We start from the raw sequence: 17086 nt of genomic DNA, 5'->3' as shown, positions 1-17086 counted from the left end.
TATTGAATTTGGGGAATTAACGCGCTACGCCAGCATCCTGCCAGTTGCGGCAAAGACTGTAGTCAAATTTGGATAAAGCCTGCCCAAACCGAATGATTTCCAGGCTGTCCAAGGGTTCGCACAGCTCAAAGGCGAGATTGCTGCCTACAGGAGGCTTAAAAGCCATTCCTGACCAATTCAGGAGAACAACGCTTGCCCCGGCTGGTAATTGCCCAAACCAAAGGTCAAACTGATCCTGTCGTTGATCCAGCACAAAGACTGGAAGAGGCTGGGCATACCAAGCGGCGCGACTACCCAAAGTCCAGTTTTGTACTGCAATTCCGTTTGCTTTAGTAGCCTGCACTAACTGAGCAGCTTTTGCTCCGGCAATCTTCCAGCCATAAAGGTCGGCAATGGGATTGGATTTGATGGCAGCGGTATTCACCCCGCCTGCTAAAACATAGCCAAAGCCTAGCAAGCAAATCAGCAGCTGCCCAATAAATAAGATTCGAATTGCTATGCGATGTTGTAAAGCCCATGCCTTAGCTAGACCAATGCCAGCAAATGGCGCTAGGCAAAACCACGCGGGTGTGGTCCAGTGAGGCAGGCTACCGCCTCCAGACAGCGATGCAAAAATTGCAAAGGGGATGATGAAAAAACTCAGCAAAGCAATCAGAACAAGCTTTTGTGAGTGCAGACAATTCTTGAGGAATGTATAGACACCTAAAAGTAATAGAGGTCCAAAGCAGGCAATCTGAATGCCAATAAAGGCGCCGACCCTACGCCATGCCCAAGTGCCACCGCTGCCATGCGCAATTTGATATTTGAATGAGATCCAATCATTCATCCAGTTCCAATACAGCACTGGGCTAATGCAGAGTAAGGCGATGACTGCGGCTATCCAGAAACCTGCACTACTGAGCCAAGCTTTTTTGGGTGAAGCTAAAAAAACGAAGAGCAAGGCAAATGCGGTAAATGCCGCGGTGTATTTGCTCAGTCCCGCCAAGCCCAGTATTGAGCCGGTGATGATCCAGTCAACAAGTGAGAAGTGATCCTTTCGAGTCCAGCGCAAAGCCATCAGCATCAAGCCCAGGCTTAAGGGAGCCAGTAGTGTGTCTGGTAAAAGACCAATTGCTAACACATGGGGAAGTGGGGCTGCGATGATTGCTAAAACAGCCATCAATCCGCAAAGGTTTGCGGAAGGGAGAGTGGTAGTGAGGTAGCCCGCATTGCGCCCTTGTATCAAACGATGGATTTCAACAGTGACTTGATAGACCAAGAGTGCAGAGATGATCCAAAGCAATTCTGGAATCAGGCGAATAATTCCTTCGGATGAGGTCAGGGCCACTAGTGGCCACTGGATCCAGCCCACTAGTGGCGGATGATCAAAATAGCTCCAAGCAAGATGCTGTGCGTATAAAGCGTAATGGGCTTCATCAACAGAAAACTCAATCGAGAAGCCCAGGGCAAAATGCACCACCGCAGCAATGCAGATGCTGATAGCAGCCCAGCTTGAGGGTGAATGATGGCGCATCACACGATTTTAGACTTAGCACCCCATTCTTTGGGACAATTCAATAGATGCTTACAAAAAACAGCTTTCGATCCCTTTTGCTGCTCGCTGCTATGGCCACCTCTTTGCTTGGCTGTGCGGGCTTAACTGGCAATTCCATCGAGAATGAGGCTGGGCAAGCATTTAATGCCGACCAGCTGCCAGCCCAAGAGGATTTACCGAAATTCTCTGCTGAGAAGCCGCGCGATGGCATGCCAGATGGTTGGCATTTCTATCGTATAGCACCTTACAAAAAGAACACCATTTACCGACTCGAAAAATATCAGGGTCGCACGGTGCTTGCAGCCAATTCCAAAACTTCAGCTTCAGGGCTTGCAGTTAAACTCCGCCCCCGTTCAGCGCAAAACTTATGGCTGCAATGGGAGTGGAAGGCAGTAGGCGCGATACCGCAAGCAGACAATGCACAAAGCCAGCATGACGATGCACCACTCCGTATTTTGGTTGCTTTTGATGGCAATAAGTCAAAGCTGCCTTTAAAAGAAAAGATGACCTTTGAGATGGCTAGCTTGATTAGTGGTCAAGAGATGCCTTACGCCACAGTGATGTATGTATGGTCGGGCAAGAACCCAATCAATACAGTATTGAACAATGCGCACACATCCCGAGTGAAGATGATTGTGGTTGATTCTGGTTGGGATGGTTTGGGTGAGTGGAAAAAACACGAACGAGACCTAGCTGCAGACTACAAGTTAGCTTATGGTGAAGCTCCGGGTAATGTCATTGGTATTGCACTGCTGACTGATACCGATAACACTAAATCAGAAACCCGTGCTCTTTACGGCGACATTGACTTGGTGCGCAAGAATCCGAAATAACTCAAGCGTGCTGAGGGCTCCAGCGCTTTAAGAGTAGAGCATTGCTCAATACGCAGAAGCTCGAGAGCGCCATCGCGCTACCGGCTAGCATGGGCGATAGGTAACCCAAAGCTGCCAGCGGTATACCAATCGTATTAAATGCAAATGCCCAAAATAAATTTTGACGAATCTTGTCCCAAGTTTTCTTCGAGATATCAATCGCATCAGCTACTAGAGTGGGATCTCCACGCATTAAGGTAATTCCAGCGGCTTGCATTGCGACATCAGTACCAGTAGACATCGCCATGCCAACATCTGCCACAGCCAGTGCTGGCGCATCATTCACGCCATCACCAATCATCGCCACAAACTGCCGTTGTCCTCCGGAACCAGTTTGCAAGCGTTGAATAATTTCCGCTTTATTGCCGGGCATGATTTGAGCAAACACTTCATCAATCCCAATAGCCTTTCCTACGCGGGTAGCGGCAGATAAATTATCACCAGAGAGCAGCACTGTACGAATCTGTAATGCATGTAATGCATCAACCGCGGATTTGGCATTGGGCTTGAGCTCATCTCCAAAAGCAATTACAGCAATTGGAGTTGACGTTTCCCCGTCATTACCTCCTAAGTTCATCAAGACGGAAACAGTGTGACCCTGCTCAAAACAGGTTTGCGCCTTTTGCAAAATGAGATTGTGTTGACTGCTACCTTCCAACGAAGCCACGCTTTGCAAGCGAAGCGTTTGACCCATAAAAGAACCCGTACTGGGTACGCCTTCAATTCCAATGCCGGGCAAGCCTTTGCTCAATGAGCTAGCAATTGGTGCGACACCTTTTTCTTTAGCGGCATCCAGGAGGGCTTTAGCCAAAGGATGCTCACTACCTAATTGCAGGCCTGCAGCAGTGGCGAGTATTTGATCAACATCGGCAGAGGAGTGATCAAAAGGAAGTAGGGCAAGCATGCGTGGCTTGCCAATAGTTAATGTGCCAGTCTTATCAAAGGCAACTATATTGAGTTTGTGGGCTAACTCCAATACTTGTGGGTCTTTGATCAGAATGCCAAAGCGTGCAGCTATACCGGTGCCAGCCATGATTGCTGCTGGAGTGGTCAAGCCAAGCGCACAAGGGCATGCGATCACGAGAACCGAGACGGCACGCAAGATGGCGATAGAGATGGAGTCTAAGTAAAGCCAGTTGCCGATGCCAGTCATGAGCGCAAGAATCATGACGGAAGGCACAAAGATTGCACTTACCTGATCAACCAATTTTTGAATTGGTGCTTTTTGTGTTTGCGCCTCTTCTACTAAGTTGATGATTTTTGAGAGCACGCTTTCAACGCCAACCGCTTGAGCGGCCACTATCAGCGACCCTTCTCCATTTAAGGCCCCACCAATGACTTTTGATTCAGCTAATTTCTTGACAGGCTCGCTTTCACCAGTGAGTAGGGATTCATCAACGTGGCTAGCGCCCAACATAATGACCCCATCAACTGGAATGCGTTCACCGGGAAGTATGAATACCCGATCTCCAGGCAGCACTTGATCCAAAGGTAAGTCGCGGTATTGATCGTCACTTACACCTGTATTACTTTTGAGATCACAATCCGCGTTTAATACTTTGGCATGTTCAGGCCAGAGCTTTTGTAGGGCGCGAATCGCTTCGCTGGTTTGTTGCTTAGCGCGTGCCTCTAGCCATTTACCTAATAGGACCATGCAAATAATGACTGCTGATCCCTCAAAGTAAAGTTCATGTGCATGGCTTGAGGTGAGCAAGGTATACAGGCTCAGTCCGAAGGCAGCGCTGGTGCCCAGAGCAACCAGTAAGTCCATATTGCCCGCACCAGCCATTAAGGATTTGTAGCCTGCTACATAGAAACGCCAGCCTAAGATCAATTGCACTGGTGTGGCTAGAGCTAGTTGCCACCATCCTGACAAAGACCAGTGAATGCCAAAAGGCATGAAGAGCATCGGCAAGAAGAGTGGAGCGGAGAGTAGAAAACTCAAGACAACACGACCCAAGCCATCGGCTGCCCAAAAAGATTTAACGCTTTTCTGATCCAAACTACCCCGAACGGAGCTCTCTTTAGCCTCGTAACCTGTCTTTTTAACTAAGGCGATGATTTCTGCGAGATTAGATGAGCCACGCTTTATCCGAACTCTGGCTTGTTCAGTGGCTAGATTGACAGTAGCTGCCTCAACCCCAGGAATCTTGCTCAAAGCTTTTTCTACGCGACTCACGCACGAGGCGCAAGTCATTCCGCCGATATCGAGGCTAAAAAACTCTGAATTGGTCGGTTTTTGGGGGCTCATGTAGAAGATAATCTACCGCAAGGCGAAAAAAAGCCATCAACAACCGTGTTTTGACAGCTTTAAAGGGGTAGTTATGTTTACGCTCAAGGTTTCAGGAATGACGTGTGGTGGTTGTATTAATGCCGTTACCCGGGCCATTCAGGCTCAAGACCCTCAGGCCCAAGTTCAAGCAGACCTAGCAACACAGGTAGTAAGCCTCGAAACCAAGCTTTCCCATGAGCTAGCAGCGCAGCTAATCACAGAGGCAGGATTTCCTGTTTCTCAATAAGCCTAAAATTCGGCTTTAGCAATTTTTTGCATGTGCGGTTAATCTACCCACTATTTGATTATTTGTAATAAATCTCAATAGGTCTTATTGAGATTCCCTCACGGGCTTGTTTATCTTAGGAGAATTCGGTGGCGCTTACTGTAGAGGCTGTGCAAACAGCATTAAAAGCTTTGGTTGACCCAAATACAAAAAAGGATTTTGTGTCGGCAAAGAGCGTCAAAAACCTGCGTGTAGAGGGTGGAGATATTAGTCTAGACATAGTTCTGGGATATCCAGCGAAAAGTCAGTTTGACGCCATTCGTAAATCAGTGATTGCAGTACTCCGTGAATTACCTGAGGTTAAAAATGTCAGCGTGAATGTCAGCAGTCAAATCGTTGCACATTCCGTCCAGCGCGGAGTCAAGTTGTTGCCGAATGTAAAAAATATTATTGCAGTAGCCAGCGGTAAGGGTGGGGTTGGAAAGTCAACTACCGCAGTTAATCTTGCTCTTGCTTTAGCTGCTGAAGGCGCACAAGTGGGCATGTTGGATGCAGATATTTATGGCCCAAGTCAACCAATGATGTTGGGCATCACCGGTAGACCGGAGTCCATTGAAGAAAACACGATGGAGCCGATGGAGGGTCACGGTCTTCAAGCGAGCTCAATTGGTTTCTTGATTGATGATGATGCGCCGATGGTGTGGCGTGGCCCAATGGTGACCTCTGCTTTAGAACAACTGCTGCGTCAGACTCGCTGGCGCGATCTGGATTACCTGATTGTGGATATGCCGCCAGGTACTGGCGATATTCAGTTAACACTGGCTCAGAAGGTGCCTGTTACTGGTGCGGTCATTGTGACTACTCCTCAAGATATTGCTTTGCTTGACGCACGCAAGGGTCTCAAGATGTTTGAGAAGGTTGGTGTTCCGATTGTCGGCATCATCGAAAACATGAGTACTTATGTCTGCCCAAGCTGCGGTCATGAGGAGCATGTGTTTGGCACTGGCGGTGGCCAGAAGATGTGTCAAGAATATGGCGCAGACTTTTTGGGTTCATTGCCTCTCAATTTGTCAATTCGTGAACAAGCTGATGCAGGACGCCCAACAGTGGTGGCTGATCCTGATGGCGCTATCAGTGCAATCTATAAGACGATTGCAAGACAGGTCGCCATTAAAGTAGCGGCGCTTTCAAAAGATATGAGCAGTAAATTTCCTAACATCGTGGTTCAGAACACTTAAGGCCTTATGCGTTTTGCAGTTCTCATGCGTAAGCAGTTCGTTGATAACCCCTGGATTTCCTATCGGTGGGCGCCGCAGGAGGTATTGCCAGATTTTGGGCAGTTCAATCATGCATCCGCCGATGAGGGAAAAATTGTTGGCCAGTTTTTAGGCCGCGATGATCAAGGTGAGTCTTGGTTGTTCACTGGATATGAGCTCAACCTGTTCCCGGATGAAAGTGAGGGCTACTACCTCAACCTGTCTGCAGCCCAACCCTGTTGGTTCGTAATGTGGCGCTTAGAAGATGACCTCGAGCGTTATATTGATGCGCAGTCTATCGAACTAGCGAAATCGGAGTCTACGATTGCCGTCCCACATCGCATTTGTGTGAGCTACAACGAAGCGGGTCGCTTGTTAGATGGCGGTGAATCGGTGGATAACGTTCCTTTATCGGCAGAGCACGCTTCTTGGTTGCAAGAGTTTGTGAATGAGCATTACCGCCCTGAGCCGAAAAAGCGACATCGTCCTGAATCATTCAAAGGCGCTAATCGTGGGGTGGAGGATTAATGGCTGGCGGATTTTTAAATCGTTGGTCGCGTCTCAAGTCTGGAGAGCAGCTCGAGCCTGAGAAAAAACCCGCCGATCCGCCCAAGCAAGAATTAGTATCTAGCTCAGAGGCAGAAACTCCCAATACCAATGTCCAAGATGCACCTCCATCGGCAACTCTTGAGGATGTGGAGAAAATAGACCGCTTTGCCCCTGATTTTTCCGCCTTTATGAAGCCGGATGTAGATCCTGCAGTTCAGCAAGCAGCGATGAAGAAGATGTTCTCAGACCCACACTTCAACATCATGGATGGTCTGGACATCTATATTGATGATTACTCCAAACCGGATCCCATTCCATTGGAAATGCTCAAACGCATGGTGCAGTCAGACATGCTCAATATTTTCCGCAAGGATGATGAGAAAGTTCCGGATACACAAACTTCCGCCAAGGAAGTGTCTGAGCCAAAAGAGCAGGCTTTACCCCTAACTCCTCAGACTGATTTAACATCCACACCAATGCCTATTCAGGAAGTGGGGGATATCGACCCCATACCCGTGGATAAGAAAACCAGTTAAGAAGATATCGATGAGTCAAAAATTAGTCTGTAATTGCAATGGAACCATGCCTTTGGATGCAAAGTCTCTAGGCGTCACCATGCACACTTCCTTATGTAGACAGGAAGTCGGCTCAGTTATCAAAGCATTTGATGGTAGCGACTCGATTGTTATTGCTTGCACTCAAGAGCGTGCTTTATTTGGTGAGTTGGCCGAGCAATCTGAAAAGCCTTTGGTAGCGCCATTGCGTTTTGTCAATATTCGTGAGGTGGCTGGCTGGACGCAAGAGGCTAAAAACTCCACTCCAAAGATTGCCGCTTTGCTCGCCTTGGCTGATATGCCAGAGGCAGAGCCTGTGCCAGTAGTGAATTATGAAAGCCAAGGCCGCTTGCTCATTGTTGGCGCTGGAGATCAAGCACTTCCTTGGGCTGAAAAACTCAGTGACTCTCTTGATGTTTCTGTTTTATGCACTAAACCTGGTGCATTGCCAATCGCCAGAAACTTCCCAATCTATACAGGCAAGCTTACTAAGCTCGATGGTTATCTCGGTAACTTTACTGTGGAATGGGATCTGAAAAACCCAATCGATCCAGAGATGTGTACCCGCTGTGGAGCTTGTGTTGAGGTATGCCCTGAGGGCGCGATTGATGAATCGTTCCAGATTGATTTAAATAAATGTAAATCCCATCGCGACTGTGTCACGGCATGTGCTGGTATCGGCGCAATTAACTTTGATCGTGTTGAGCGTCAACGTAGCTCGGAGTTTGATTTGATTATGGATCTGCGCGCTGATCCGCAGATGCGTATGAGCCAAACTCCACAAGGTTACTTTGCTCCTGGTCAGGATCCATTCGAGCAATCCTTGGTTGCAAACCAATTGCTCGGTTTGGTTGGCGAGTTTGAAAAGCCTAAATATTTTGCCTATACCGAAAAGATTTGCGCACATGGTCGTAACGGTAAAGTAGGGTGCAACGCTTGTATCGATGTCTGTTCTACAGGCGCAATATCTTCCTTGTTTAAAAACGGGCAAGGCACTGTAGAGGTCAATCCAAATCTTTGTATGGGATGTGGTGCTTGCTCAACAGTCTGTCCGTCTGGTGCAATGCGCTACAACTACCCAAGCGTGACTCATCAAGGCAAAGAAGTTAAAACGCTTGCCAATGTTTTTACTGCTGAGAGCGCCAAGACTAAGCAGGCCCAAGCACCTGCTTTGTTGTTACATTCACTCAAGGCTGGAACTCAAGCACTAGATTCCTTAGGACGCTTGGCTCACTTAAGACCGAAGCAATATGAATCTTTGCCATCCTTTGTATTGCCTTACGGCATTGAGCATATCGCCTCCACCGGTTTGGATTTATGGCTTGGTGCACTCAGTTATGGTTTTGGTGAAGTAGTTCTATTGCTTACTGGCGATGAAGATCCATCGTATCGTGCTGCACTAGAAACACAGACTGAGTTGGGCAATGCGATTTTGGCTGCATATGGTTTCGATGCTAGGTTCTCACTAATACAACTCGACTCCGTAGAAGATCTGCAACCAGTATCTACTGCAATGGCTAAGCTGCGTCAGCGCGGCGCTCTGCCAGCAATTTGCTCACCTGCTAGCTTCGGTTTAAGCAATCAAAAGCGCGAAACCGTTGAGATGGTTTTGGAGCATCTACAAAAGCAAGCTAAAACACCGCTTCCTGCGGGCGGGGTTGCTCTGCCTAAATCTTCTTTCTTGGGCGGGCTCAATATCAATAAGGATGCCTGCACGCTGTGTATGTCTTGTGTGGGAAGCTGCCCTGAGGGTGCGCTGCTAGATAACCTTGACGAGCCTAAGCTTTCCTTTATTGAAAAGCAGTGCGTGCAGTGCGGCATCTGTGTCAAAACTTGCCCGGAGCAAGCTTTAGTCTTGGCACCTCGTTTGCAGACGGTAGAAGAGCGCAAACAAAGAGTCGAGATTAATGAGACTAAGCCTTTCCATTGCATCAGCTGCGGCAAAGTATTTGGAACCGCCAAGATGGTGGATTTAATGCTGGTGAAATTGGGTGCACATGGCGCATTTGCTGGCGCAGCACTCGATAGACTGAAGATGTGCGGTGATTGTCGTGTTGTCGATATGGTGAAGAAAGAGTTATGAGCGAGCAGATAAAAGAGGGCGCCTCTACCGAAGTGGGTGACGTAGGCCTCCCAGAGGATTTGGCTAGAGCGGATTTATACGGTTTGATTGCTCGATTCTTTCATCAGCCGCCCGATCAGGAATTATTGGATCAAATAGCAGCCTCGATTCCGGATGGAGAGGAGCCTAAGGTGGAGGATGCTCCCCTGGCTAAGGTTTGGCATAGCGTAGTTGAAGTTGCTAAAAACAACCCTGCCAAAGCCTGGCATGAGGAATTTGATCGCAATTTCATTAGCGTAGGTCGCCCTAATGTGATTTTGAATGGCTCTTTTTATATGGCCGGCCATTTAAATGAGAAGCCTTTGGTGGACATCCGTCGCGATCTAGATACTTTTGGTCTGGAGTCGGCTGAAGAGGTTACGGAGACTGAGGATCATCTATCTGCCTTATGCGAAGTCATGAGATATCTCATAGCAGGGGACGATGTCGAGATTTCTAACCTCACAAACCAACGCGCCTTTTTCAACAGCCATGTTCGTCCTTGGTATGACGAATTGTGCGATGCAATAGAGGCGATTCCAGATATGCATCTCTACCATTCTGTAGCTGCCTTAACTAGGGAATTTCTGGCTATCGAAGGGCAGAGCTTTGACATGATTTGATGTTGCGCTGCACAAGAGGAAAACCCCTAGAAGAAAATTAATTGCAAATATGCAAAAAATACAATTACCAATTACACTTGATCTATATCAAATTTGCACTAACTAGGAGCATGCGATGACTACTAAATCCGCAACTGCAGTAAATGAAGAAAACAAGCCTTCACGCAGAAAGTTTTTTATTGGAGCGGGTGCCACTGTTGGTGCTGTTGCAGTAGCTTCGCAAACTTCAATCGGTAAGGCAGTAATTCAAGAAATCGGCAGTACTGTTCAAGGTAAAGATGACGGTTACCAGTTATCTGCGCACATTCGTAAGTACTACGAAACCACAATGCTTTAAACCTAGTTGTTAATGAAGTCGTTTCCAAATAATTAAATAAAAATATTTTTCAGGGACAACATATGAGTCTGACTCGTAAATCCAATACCCCACAAAGCAGTCGTGCCACGCCTGCATCACGCCTCATCGGCAGCCTCTCACGTGGACTTCAGTCTGCGGTGCCAACGATGGATCGTCGTACCTTCCTCAAGCGCTCAGGTGTTGGCGTTGGTGCTGGTATCGCAGCGAGCCAATTAAGTCTGGTGCAAAAAGCGGTAGCAGAGCCTGGTAAGGCCATGCTAGACGGTAAGGGCAAGATTGAAGTTAAAAGAACAATCTGTACTCACTGTTCAGTAGGTTGCGCTACGGATGCGACTGTTGAGAATGGTGTTTGGGTTCGTCAAGACTCCGCATTTGATTCCCCGATTAACTTGGGTGCTTACTGTGCCAAGGGCGCATCTTTGCGTGAGCATGGCCACGGTGACTTCCGTTTGCGTTACCCAATGAAGTTAGTGGATGGTAAATATCAGCGCATTTCCTGGGATCAAGCTCTGACTGAAATTACTGCGCAGATGAAAGATTTGCGTAGTAAGTACAGCCCAGATTCACTCTTCTTTATTGGCTCATCAAAGCACAATAACGAGCAAGCTTATTTAATGCGTAAGTGGGTTTCTTTCTTCGGAACTAACAACACAGACCATCAAGCACGTATCTGTCACTCCACAACAGTTGCTGGTGTTGCTAACACCTGGGGCTATGGTGCGATGACCAATAGCTACAACGACATGATGAATGCCAAGGCAGCTCTCTACATTGGCTCTAACGCTGCAGAAGCGCATCCAGTGTCCATGCTCAGCTTGTTGCATGCAAAAGAGAATGGTTGCAAAGTTATCGTAGTTGACCCACGCTACACACGTACTGCAGCGAAGTCAGATCAGTATGTTCGTATTCGCTCCGGTACTGATATTCCTTTCTTGTTCGGCGTTCTGTATCACATCTTTAATAACGGCTGGGAAGATAAGAAGTACATCAATGACCGCGTCTACGGCATGGATGAGATCCGCAAAGAAGTAATGGAAAAGTGGACTCCGAAGAATGTAGAAGAGGCTTGCGGTGTTCCAGAAGCGCAGATGTACAAAGTTGCTGAAACTATGGCCAAGAATCGCCCAAGCACTTTAGTTTGGTGTATGGGTCAAACACAGCACACCATTGGTAATGCCATGGTTCGTGCGTCTTGTATTTTGCAATTGGCTTTGGGCAACATCGGTAAGTCTGGTGGCGGCGCAAACATTTTCCGTGGTCACGATAACGTTCAAGGTGCTACTGACGTTGGTCCTAACCCAGATTCATTGCCTGGCTACTATGGTCTTGCAGCGGGTTCTTGGAAGCACTACGCAACTGTATGGGGCGTTGACTACGAGTGGATCAAAGGTCGCTATGCGCCTGACATGATGGAGAAATCCGGTACTACGGTTTCTCGTTGGGTCGATGCAGTACTTGAGAAGAATGACATGATCGATCAACAGACCAATGTAAAAGGTTTGTTCTTCTGGGGTCACGCACCAAACTCACAAACTCGCGGTCTCGATATGAAGCGCGCGATGGATAAGCTGGATTTATTGGTTGTTGTTGATCCATATCCAAGTGCGACTGCGGCAATGGCAGCAATGCCTCCTGCTGAAGGTCAGTCTGTAAACAAAAATCGCAATGTGTACTTGTTGCCAGCTACAACGCAGTTCGAAACAACTGGTTCATGCACAGCCTCTAACCGCTCATTACAGTGGCGCGAGAAAGTTATCGATCCATTGTTTGAGTCTGTTCCTGACCACGTGATCATGCAAGCGTTTGCTGATCGCCTTGGTTTCGGTGATGAGCTTTCCAAGAACTTCAAGATGCTCAATTCCAAATTTGCTGGTAAGCAATGGAAAGAGCCGCAGATCGAAGATATCTTGCGTGAGATCAACCGTTCAGTTTGGACAATTGGTTACACAGGTCAAACTCCTGAGCGCTTGAAAGCGCACATGAGAATGGCTGGAGTATTCGATCCGAAGACTTTGAAGTCACGTGGTGGTGTTGATCCAGTAACGGGTTACGACACAACAGGTGATTACTACGGTTTGCCTTGGCCTTGTTACGGCACAGCTGCTATCAAGCATCCAGGTTCACCAAACCTCTATGACACCAGTAAGAGTGTGATGGAAGGTGGCGGTAACTTCCGTGCGAACTTTGGTGTAGAAAAAGATGGCAAGAATTTGTTGGCTGAAGATGGTTCCTACTCTAAGGGCTCAGCGATTACCACTGGTTACCCAGAGTTTGATCACGTACTCGTGAAAAAACTGGGTTGGTGGAATCAGTTGACTGAAGAAGAGCAGAAGCTTGCTGATGGTAAGAACTGGAAGACCGACTTGTCTGGTGGTATTCAGCGCGTTGTCATGAAGAATGGTTGCCATCCATTCGGTAATGCGAAGGCTCGTGCAGTAGTGTGGAACTTCCCAGATGCCATTCCAACTCACCGTGAAGCGCTCTACAGTACCAATGAAGCGATGATGCGTAAGTACCCAACATCTGCCGACAAGAAGAATTTCTGGCGCTTGCCGACTCTCTACAAGACAGTTCAAGACAAGAACTTGAATGAGAAGCTCTACGAGAAGTTCCCAATCATCCTGACCTCTGGTCGTTTGGTTGAGTACGAAGGTGGAGGAGATGAGACTCGTTCCAACCCATGGTTGGCTGAGTTGCAACAAGAAAACTTCGTGGAGATCAATCCTAAGGCTGCTGAAGCACGCGGCATTAAGAATTGGGACTACGTTTGGGTCAAGTCACCAACGGGTGCCAAGATCAAGGTTCGCGCCTTGGTAACGCCACGTGTTGACCAAGACACAGCGTTTGTGCCATTCCACTTTGCCGGCTGGTGGCAAGGTAACGACTTGCGTAAACATTACCCTGAGGGCGCAGCCCCAGTAGTTCTAGGTGAAGCGGTTAATACTGCAACTACCTATGGCTATGACCAGGTAACGATGATGCAAGAAACCAAAACCACCATGTGCCAAATCGAAAAATTTGCCTAAGTTAAAAAATAAAGTCAGGAGAACACCATGGCAAGAATGAAATTTATCTGCGATACAGAACGATGCATTGAGTGCAACGGCTGTGTCACTGCTTGTAAAAACGATAACGAAGTACCTTGGGGTATTACCCGTCGCCGAGTTGTTACGGTAAATGACGGTGTAGTTGGTCAAGAGAAATCCGTTTCAGTTGCTTGTATGCACTGCTCAGATGCCCCTTGTATGGCTGTCTGCCCAGTGGATTGCTTCTATCGCACCGACGAGGGTGTGGTCTTGCATGACAAGGACATCTGTATCGGTTGTGGCTACTGCTCATTTGCTTGCCCATTTGGCGCGCCTCAGTTCTTAAGCCAAGGCGCCTTTGGTTCACGCAGCAAAATGGATAAGTGCACCTTCTGTAGCGGTGGTCCAGAAGCCAATGGAAGTGTTGCTGAATTCGAGAAATACGGTCGCAATCGTTTGGCAGAAGGTAAGTTACCTTTATGTGCTGAGATGTGCTCAACCAAGGCTTTGATTGGTGGCGATGACGAAGTGATTTCTTCTATTTACGCTAAACGTGTTTCAGTACGTGAAGCCAATGGCAGATATCCAAGTACCGATATTTTTGGTTGGTCAACCGCCTACGGCCCTTCAGGCTCACCTGCACCTAAACCAACACCTGCTGACAAAATTCCAGGAGCAAAGTCATGAAATTCAATTTCAAAACTCTCGGCGTCTGTTTAGCGGCCGGTGCTTTGCTAGCCGCTTGCTCCGAACCTCCTGAAATTGCAGCCAAAGCTGCAAAGCGTCCTGATGTAGCTCCTTATATGGGTGCTGATAACGGATTTATGACGAAGGGTTGGACTCCAGGTGATCAAGCTAGTTGGACGGAGGCGATTAACAAGCGCAATCAGAAGCAATCTGAGTATTCACGCGCTAAGTGATCAGTTAAACAACAATAAATAAAACGAAAACGTTTAAGGATATTCGTATGAATCGATCATTTTCAAGTGTTAGTCGCTCCTGGGTCTTGGCTCTGGGCGTATCACTGAGTTTATTGAGCGGGGTTTCATTGGCCGATCGTGCGCCTATGCAACCTTTGCCATCGCCAAGTGGAATTGATATTCCTAAGAATCTCAATGCGATTCCTAATGGCACCCAAGCGCAATCTCAACCAGCAAACACTGCCCCTAAAGAGGGTGCTATCTGGGATACAGCTAATAGCGACCCTTACAACTATGTCAGTATTCCGGACAAAGAGGCAAGCGTATTAATTCAGCGTGCAGGTCAACAGTGGCGCTTGATTCGTAACGGTGTGATCACTGTTTACGGAGGGTGGTTGCTAGCGATTGCTTTCTTCGCTATTGCTGCGCTCTACTTGATTAAGGGTCCAATCAAGCTGCATGCCCCGATGTCAGGTGTCAAGATCAAACGCTTTAATGGCTTTGAGCGCTTTACTCACTGGGTAATGGCAGCTAGCTTTGTTGGTCTGGCATTAACCGGTATCCTGATTATGTGGGGCAAGTTTTTTGCGCTACCACTAATGGGTGGTGCTGCTTATGGCTCCTTCCTGATGGTTTGCAAGAATATCCATAACTACTCTGGTCCGTTGTTCACTTTGAGCGTGGTGATTTTCTTCTTACTGTTTGCTACTCGCAATATTCCAGGTAAGGGCGATCTCAACTGGTTGATGACGCTTGGTGGCGCCTTGACTGGCAAGCACCCACCTGCAGGTTTTTTCAACATGGGTGAAAAGATCTGGTTCTGGTTTGGTATGGTTGTTTTGGGATTGACCATTTCAGCTTCTGGTTTTGTACTCGATATGATCGTGCCATTCATGGACGTTCAATATCTGCGCGGTACTATGCAGCTAGCTAACATCATTCATAGCTCAACAGCGATCTTGATGACTGCCATGGCAATGGGACACATCTACATCGGCTCTATTGGTATGCAAGGTTCTTTGGACGGTATGAAGACCGGCTACGTAGATGCTACTTGGGCTAAGGAGCATCATGAGCTCTGGCATGACAAGGTTAATAAATAAGGACATGGCCATGAAAAAAATCATCGCTTTCACACTATTCTCATTCGCTACCGCAGCTGCTTTTGCTGCTTTGCCACCGTTAAGCCCTGAAGCTCAAGAGGCTGCTACTTTGGCTAAAGCAAAGGCTGCTTATGGCGATCGAGTTGGTGCATTTAAGTTATGCCAAGCTCAAAACAAGGTTGCGGATCAATTTAGAGTGCCTGGAACACCGGCTCCTGCAGCCTGTGTTGCGCCACCTCCATTTGTTGCGCCTGTAGCTGCAGCGCCAGCAGCAAAGTAATTACTCGGCGAGTAACTCTTGATGTAAGTAGCGTTTAGCTGCTTGTGTTTGAGGATCAGTAAAGAAAGGACCTACGGGTCCTTTTTCTTTTAGCTGACCCTGATCGATGAAGAGAATGTACTCTGCAATACGTTGTACTTGTGCAAGTTGGTGAGACGTGAAGATCACGTTGGAGCCTTGATGCTTAAATTGACGAATGATTTCTTCTACTTGCTCGGTGGTATTGGGATCCAAATTGGCTGTAGGCTCATCAAGCAAAACCAAATTGGGTTTTTGCAGAATGACTCGACCTAGGCAGAGTTTTTGCCTTTCGCCTGCTGACAATTTATGCGCAGGGCTGTTGGCAAGATGACTTAAGCCGATTTGCTCCATCACTGCTTCAATCGCACCAGACTGAATAGAGGGATCAGCATCTTTCACCATGGCAATATTGGTTTTTGTCGAAGCCTTAATCATGGGTGTGTGATGCAATACGAGAGATGATTTGATCGAGCCGCTGGAGTGGGTGACCGTGCCTGAATCTGGTTTGATCAAACCATCAATCAATTTGAGGAAGGTTGTTTTTCCTGCGCCATTAGGACCAATGCAGGCGCAAATTCGATCGGCAGGAATGACTGCATGTGGAATATCTAAGATGATGCGTCCATCACTTTTGACGATGACGCCTTTCAATTCAATGAATTGTACAAATTGTTCGATGGCATTAACCATAGCGACGCTCCGCAATTTCTCGTACTGCAAATGTAAAGAGATTTGCCAGCAACACAATACCCAGTAGGACGATGCCAAGGGCTAGCGCTAAAGGTAGATCGCCTTTACTGGTCTCTAGAGCAATCGCCGTTGTCATGGTGCGGGTGGATTTATCAATATTGCCGCCGACGATCATCACAGCGCCAACCTCGGATATCGCTCTGGCAAGTCCAGCCAGGACGGCAATTGTGAGTGAGAAGCGGCAGTCCCAAATCAGCCATTTCAGGGAGGATATTCTGGGTAAGCGGAGCGCCATAAAGGAATCCCGATGAATTCTCCAGGAATCCTCCAGGATTTGACGGCTTAGGGCAGCGATTAAGGGGGTTGTAAGGAGTGTTTGGGCCACGATCATACCTTTGGGTGTAAAAAGCCATCCCCATACCCCCAAAGGCCCTGTTCGGGAGAGCATGAGGTAGACCACCACGCCAACGATGACCGTGGGAACGCCCATCAGGGTATTTAGGGTGACCGTAATGGTCTTTTTGCCTTTGAATTCTTCGGTCGCTAGAAGTGCTCCTAAAGGGAGTCCGATCAGTGTGCCCAAGAGCAGCGCCGTCAAACTGACCTGTAAGGAGACCAGGACAATACCCATCACCCCGGCATCTAAATGCGCGAGAAGCTTAAAGGCGTCCTGAAAGGTCATCAACATGGGCTTGATTCTA

17 protein-coding genes are annotated in these 17086 nt (G+C 47.8%); 13 read left to right on the top strand and 4 right to left on the bottom strand.

The features are described from left to right. Nucleotides 1-16: 16 nt before the first annotated feature. A complete protein-coding gene (locus AOC19_RS05875) occupies nt 17-1513 on the bottom strand; it encodes a glycosyltransferase family 39 protein (protein ID WP_215374731.1) in 1497 nt (498 codons plus the stop codon). A gap of 92 nt (nt 1514-1605) precedes the next feature. Between AOC19_RS05875 and AOC19_RS05870 the strand changes: the two genes are divergently transcribed. Beyond that, nucleotides 1606-2367 carry a DUF3047 domain-containing protein gene (locus AOC19_RS05870; protein ID WP_251367999.1) on the top strand — a complete coding sequence of 254 codons (762 nt, stop codon included), beginning with the start codon at nt 1606-1608 and terminating at the stop codon, nt 2365-2367. 1 nt (nt 2368) lies between these two features. Here the strand turns inward: AOC19_RS05870 and AOC19_RS05865 are convergent, their stop codons facing one another. Then, on the bottom strand, nt 2369-4657 hold the full coding sequence (locus AOC19_RS05865) for a heavy metal translocating P-type ATPase (RefSeq protein WP_215374725.1): 2289 nt from the start codon (nt 4655-4657) through the stop codon (nt 2369-2371). A gap of 73 nt (nt 4658-4730) precedes the next feature. Here AOC19_RS05865 and AOC19_RS05860 point away from each other — a divergent pair, with 73 nt between their 5' ends. The 12 genes from AOC19_RS05860 to AOC19_RS05805 all read left to right on the top strand — a co-directional run bounded on the left by AOC19_RS05860 (nt 4731) and on the right by AOC19_RS05805 (nt 15674). Next, nucleotides 4731-4925 carry a heavy-metal-associated domain-containing protein gene (locus AOC19_RS05860; protein WP_215374722.1) on the top strand — a complete coding sequence of 65 codons (195 nt, stop codon included), beginning with the start codon at nt 4731-4733 and terminating at the stop codon, nt 4923-4925. Nucleotides 4926-5053: 128 nt separating this feature from the next. Further along, complete coding sequence (gene apbC / locus AOC19_RS05855; RefSeq protein ID WP_215374719.1) at nt 5054-6142, top strand: iron-sulfur cluster carrier protein ApbC; 1089 nt, start codon at nt 5054-5056, stop codon at nt 6140-6142. A gap of 24 nt (nt 6143-6166) precedes the next feature. Next, entirely contained in the window at nt 6167-6688 is a 522-nt protein-coding gene (locus AOC19_RS05850) for a DUF3305 domain-containing protein (RefSeq protein WP_251367998.1), read from the top strand. After that, nucleotides 6688-7245 carry a DUF3306 domain-containing protein gene (locus tag AOC19_RS05845; protein WP_215374713.1) on the top strand — a complete coding sequence of 186 codons (558 nt, stop codon included), beginning with the start codon at nt 6688-6690 and terminating at the stop codon, nt 7243-7245. Before AOC19_RS05850 ends, AOC19_RS05845 begins: the two co-directional genes overlap by 1 nt. Nucleotides 7246-7255: 10 nt before the next feature. Further along, nucleotides 7256-9346 (top strand): 4Fe-4S binding protein, encoded by a 2091-nt coding sequence (locus tag AOC19_RS05840; RefSeq protein ID WP_215374711.1) that lies wholly within the window; start codon nt 7256-7258, stop codon nt 9344-9346. Then, on the top strand, nt 9343-9987 hold the full coding sequence (locus AOC19_RS05835) for a TorD/DmsD family molecular chaperone (protein WP_215374708.1): 645 nt from the start codon (nt 9343-9345) through the stop codon (nt 9985-9987). The genes AOC19_RS05840 and AOC19_RS05835 overlap by 4 nt, the downstream gene beginning before the upstream one ends. Before the next feature lie 115 nt (nt 9988-10102). After that, complete coding sequence (locus tag AOC19_RS05830; RefSeq protein ID WP_015421362.1) at nt 10103-10324, top strand: hypothetical protein; 222 nt, start codon at nt 10103-10105, stop codon at nt 10322-10324. Nucleotides 10325-10386: 62 nt separating this feature from the next. Then, the gene (locus AOC19_RS05825) at nt 10387-13371 is read left to right on the top strand and encodes a formate dehydrogenase subunit alpha (RefSeq protein ID WP_215374705.1); all 2985 of its coding nucleotides are present in this window, start codon (nt 10387-10389) and stop codon (nt 13369-13371) included. Nucleotides 13372-13398: 27 nt separating this feature from the next. Next, a complete protein-coding gene (gene fdh3B / locus AOC19_RS05820) occupies nt 13399-14058 on the top strand; it encodes a formate dehydrogenase FDH3 subunit beta (protein ID WP_215374701.1) in 660 nt (219 codons plus the stop codon). Beyond that, nucleotides 14055-14291, top strand: a complete 237-nt coding sequence (locus AOC19_RS05815; RefSeq protein ID WP_015421359.1) for a hypothetical protein — start codon at nt 14055-14057, stop codon at nt 14289-14291. The genes fdh3B and AOC19_RS05815 overlap by 4 nt, the downstream gene beginning before the upstream one ends. Nucleotides 14292-14338: 47 nt before the next feature. After that, nucleotides 14339-15394, top strand: a complete 1056-nt coding sequence (locus AOC19_RS05810) for a formate dehydrogenase subunit gamma (RefSeq protein WP_215374698.1) — start codon at nt 14339-14341, stop codon at nt 15392-15394. Nucleotides 15395-15404: 10 nt separating this feature from the next. Continuing rightward, complete coding sequence (locus tag AOC19_RS05805) at nt 15405-15674, top strand: hypothetical protein (RefSeq protein WP_215374695.1); 270 nt, start codon at nt 15405-15407, stop codon at nt 15672-15674. Here the strand turns inward: AOC19_RS05805 and AOC19_RS05800 are convergent, their stop codons facing one another. Both AOC19_RS05800 and AOC19_RS05795 read right to left on the bottom strand, forming a co-directional pair. Then, the gene (locus AOC19_RS05800; protein WP_215374693.1) at nt 15675-16385 is read right to left on the bottom strand and encodes an ATP-binding cassette domain-containing protein; all 711 of its coding nucleotides are present in this window, start codon (nt 16383-16385) and stop codon (nt 15675-15677) included. It abuts the gene before it with no gap. Next, a complete protein-coding gene (locus tag AOC19_RS05795) occupies nt 16378-17073 on the bottom strand; it encodes an ABC transporter permease (RefSeq protein WP_215374690.1) in 696 nt (231 codons plus the stop codon). Before AOC19_RS05795 ends, AOC19_RS05800 begins: the two co-directional genes overlap by 8 nt. Between the last annotated feature and the right edge of the window lie 13 nt (nt 17074-17086).

Origin of the sequence: Polynucleobacter asymbioticus, assembly GCF_018687575.1 — a bacterium.
GTDB lineage: Bacteria > Pseudomonadota > Gammaproteobacteria > Burkholderiales > Burkholderiaceae > Polynucleobacter > Polynucleobacter asymbioticus_C.
This window is presented reverse-complemented; position numbering and strand designations above follow the sequence as displayed.

Coding starts and splice junctions, on each gene's coding strand:
- AOC19_RS05835 (WP_215374708.1), top strand. CDS start 9,343: ATGAGCGAGCAGATAAAAGAGGGCGCCTCTACCGAAGTGGGTGACGTA.
- AOC19_RS05830 (WP_015421362.1), top strand. CDS start 10,103: ATGACTACTAAATCCGCAACTGCAGTAAATGAAGAAAACAAGCCTTCA.
- AOC19_RS05850 (WP_251367998.1), top strand. CDS start 6,167: ATGCGTAAGCAGTTCGTTGATAACCCCTGGATTTCCTATCGGTGGGCG.
- AOC19_RS05860 (WP_215374722.1), top strand. CDS start 4,731: ATGTTTACGCTCAAGGTTTCAGGAATGACGTGTGGTGGTTGTATTAAT.
- AOC19_RS05815 (WP_015421359.1), top strand. CDS start 14,055: ATGAAATTCAATTTCAAAACTCTCGGCGTCTGTTTAGCGGCCGGTGCT.
- AOC19_RS05805 (WP_215374695.1), top strand. CDS start 15,405: ATGAAAAAAATCATCGCTTTCACACTATTCTCATTCGCTACCGCAGCT.
- AOC19_RS05840 (WP_215374711.1), top strand. CDS start 7,256: ATGAGTCAAAAATTAGTCTGTAATTGCAATGGAACCATGCCTTTGGAT.
- AOC19_RS05795 (WP_215374690.1), bottom strand. CDS start 17,073: ATGTTGATGACCTTTCAGGACGCCTTTAAGCTTCTCGCGCATTTAGAT.
- AOC19_RS05870 (WP_251367999.1), top strand. CDS start 1,606: ATGGCCACCTCTTTGCTTGGCTGTGCGGGCTTAACTGGCAATTCCATC.
- AOC19_RS05875 (WP_215374731.1), bottom strand. CDS start 1,513: ATGCGCCATCATTCACCCTCAAGCTGGGCTGCTATCAGCATCTGCATT.
- AOC19_RS05810 (WP_215374698.1), top strand. CDS start 14,339: ATGAATCGATCATTTTCAAGTGTTAGTCGCTCCTGGGTCTTGGCTCTG.
- AOC19_RS05800 (WP_215374693.1), bottom strand. CDS start 16,385: ATGGTTAATGCCATCGAACAATTTGTACAATTCATTGAATTGAAAGGC.
- AOC19_RS05845 (WP_215374713.1), top strand. CDS start 6,688: ATGGCTGGCGGATTTTTAAATCGTTGGTCGCGTCTCAAGTCTGGAGAG.
- AOC19_RS05825 (WP_215374705.1), top strand. CDS start 10,387: ATGAGTCTGACTCGTAAATCCAATACCCCACAAAGCAGTCGTGCCACG.
- AOC19_RS05865 (WP_215374725.1), bottom strand. CDS start 4,657: ATGAGCCCCCAAAAACCGACCAATTCAGAGTTTTTTAGCCTCGATATC.
- fdh3B (WP_215374701.1), top strand. CDS start 13,399: ATGGCAAGAATGAAATTTATCTGCGATACAGAACGATGCATTGAGTGC.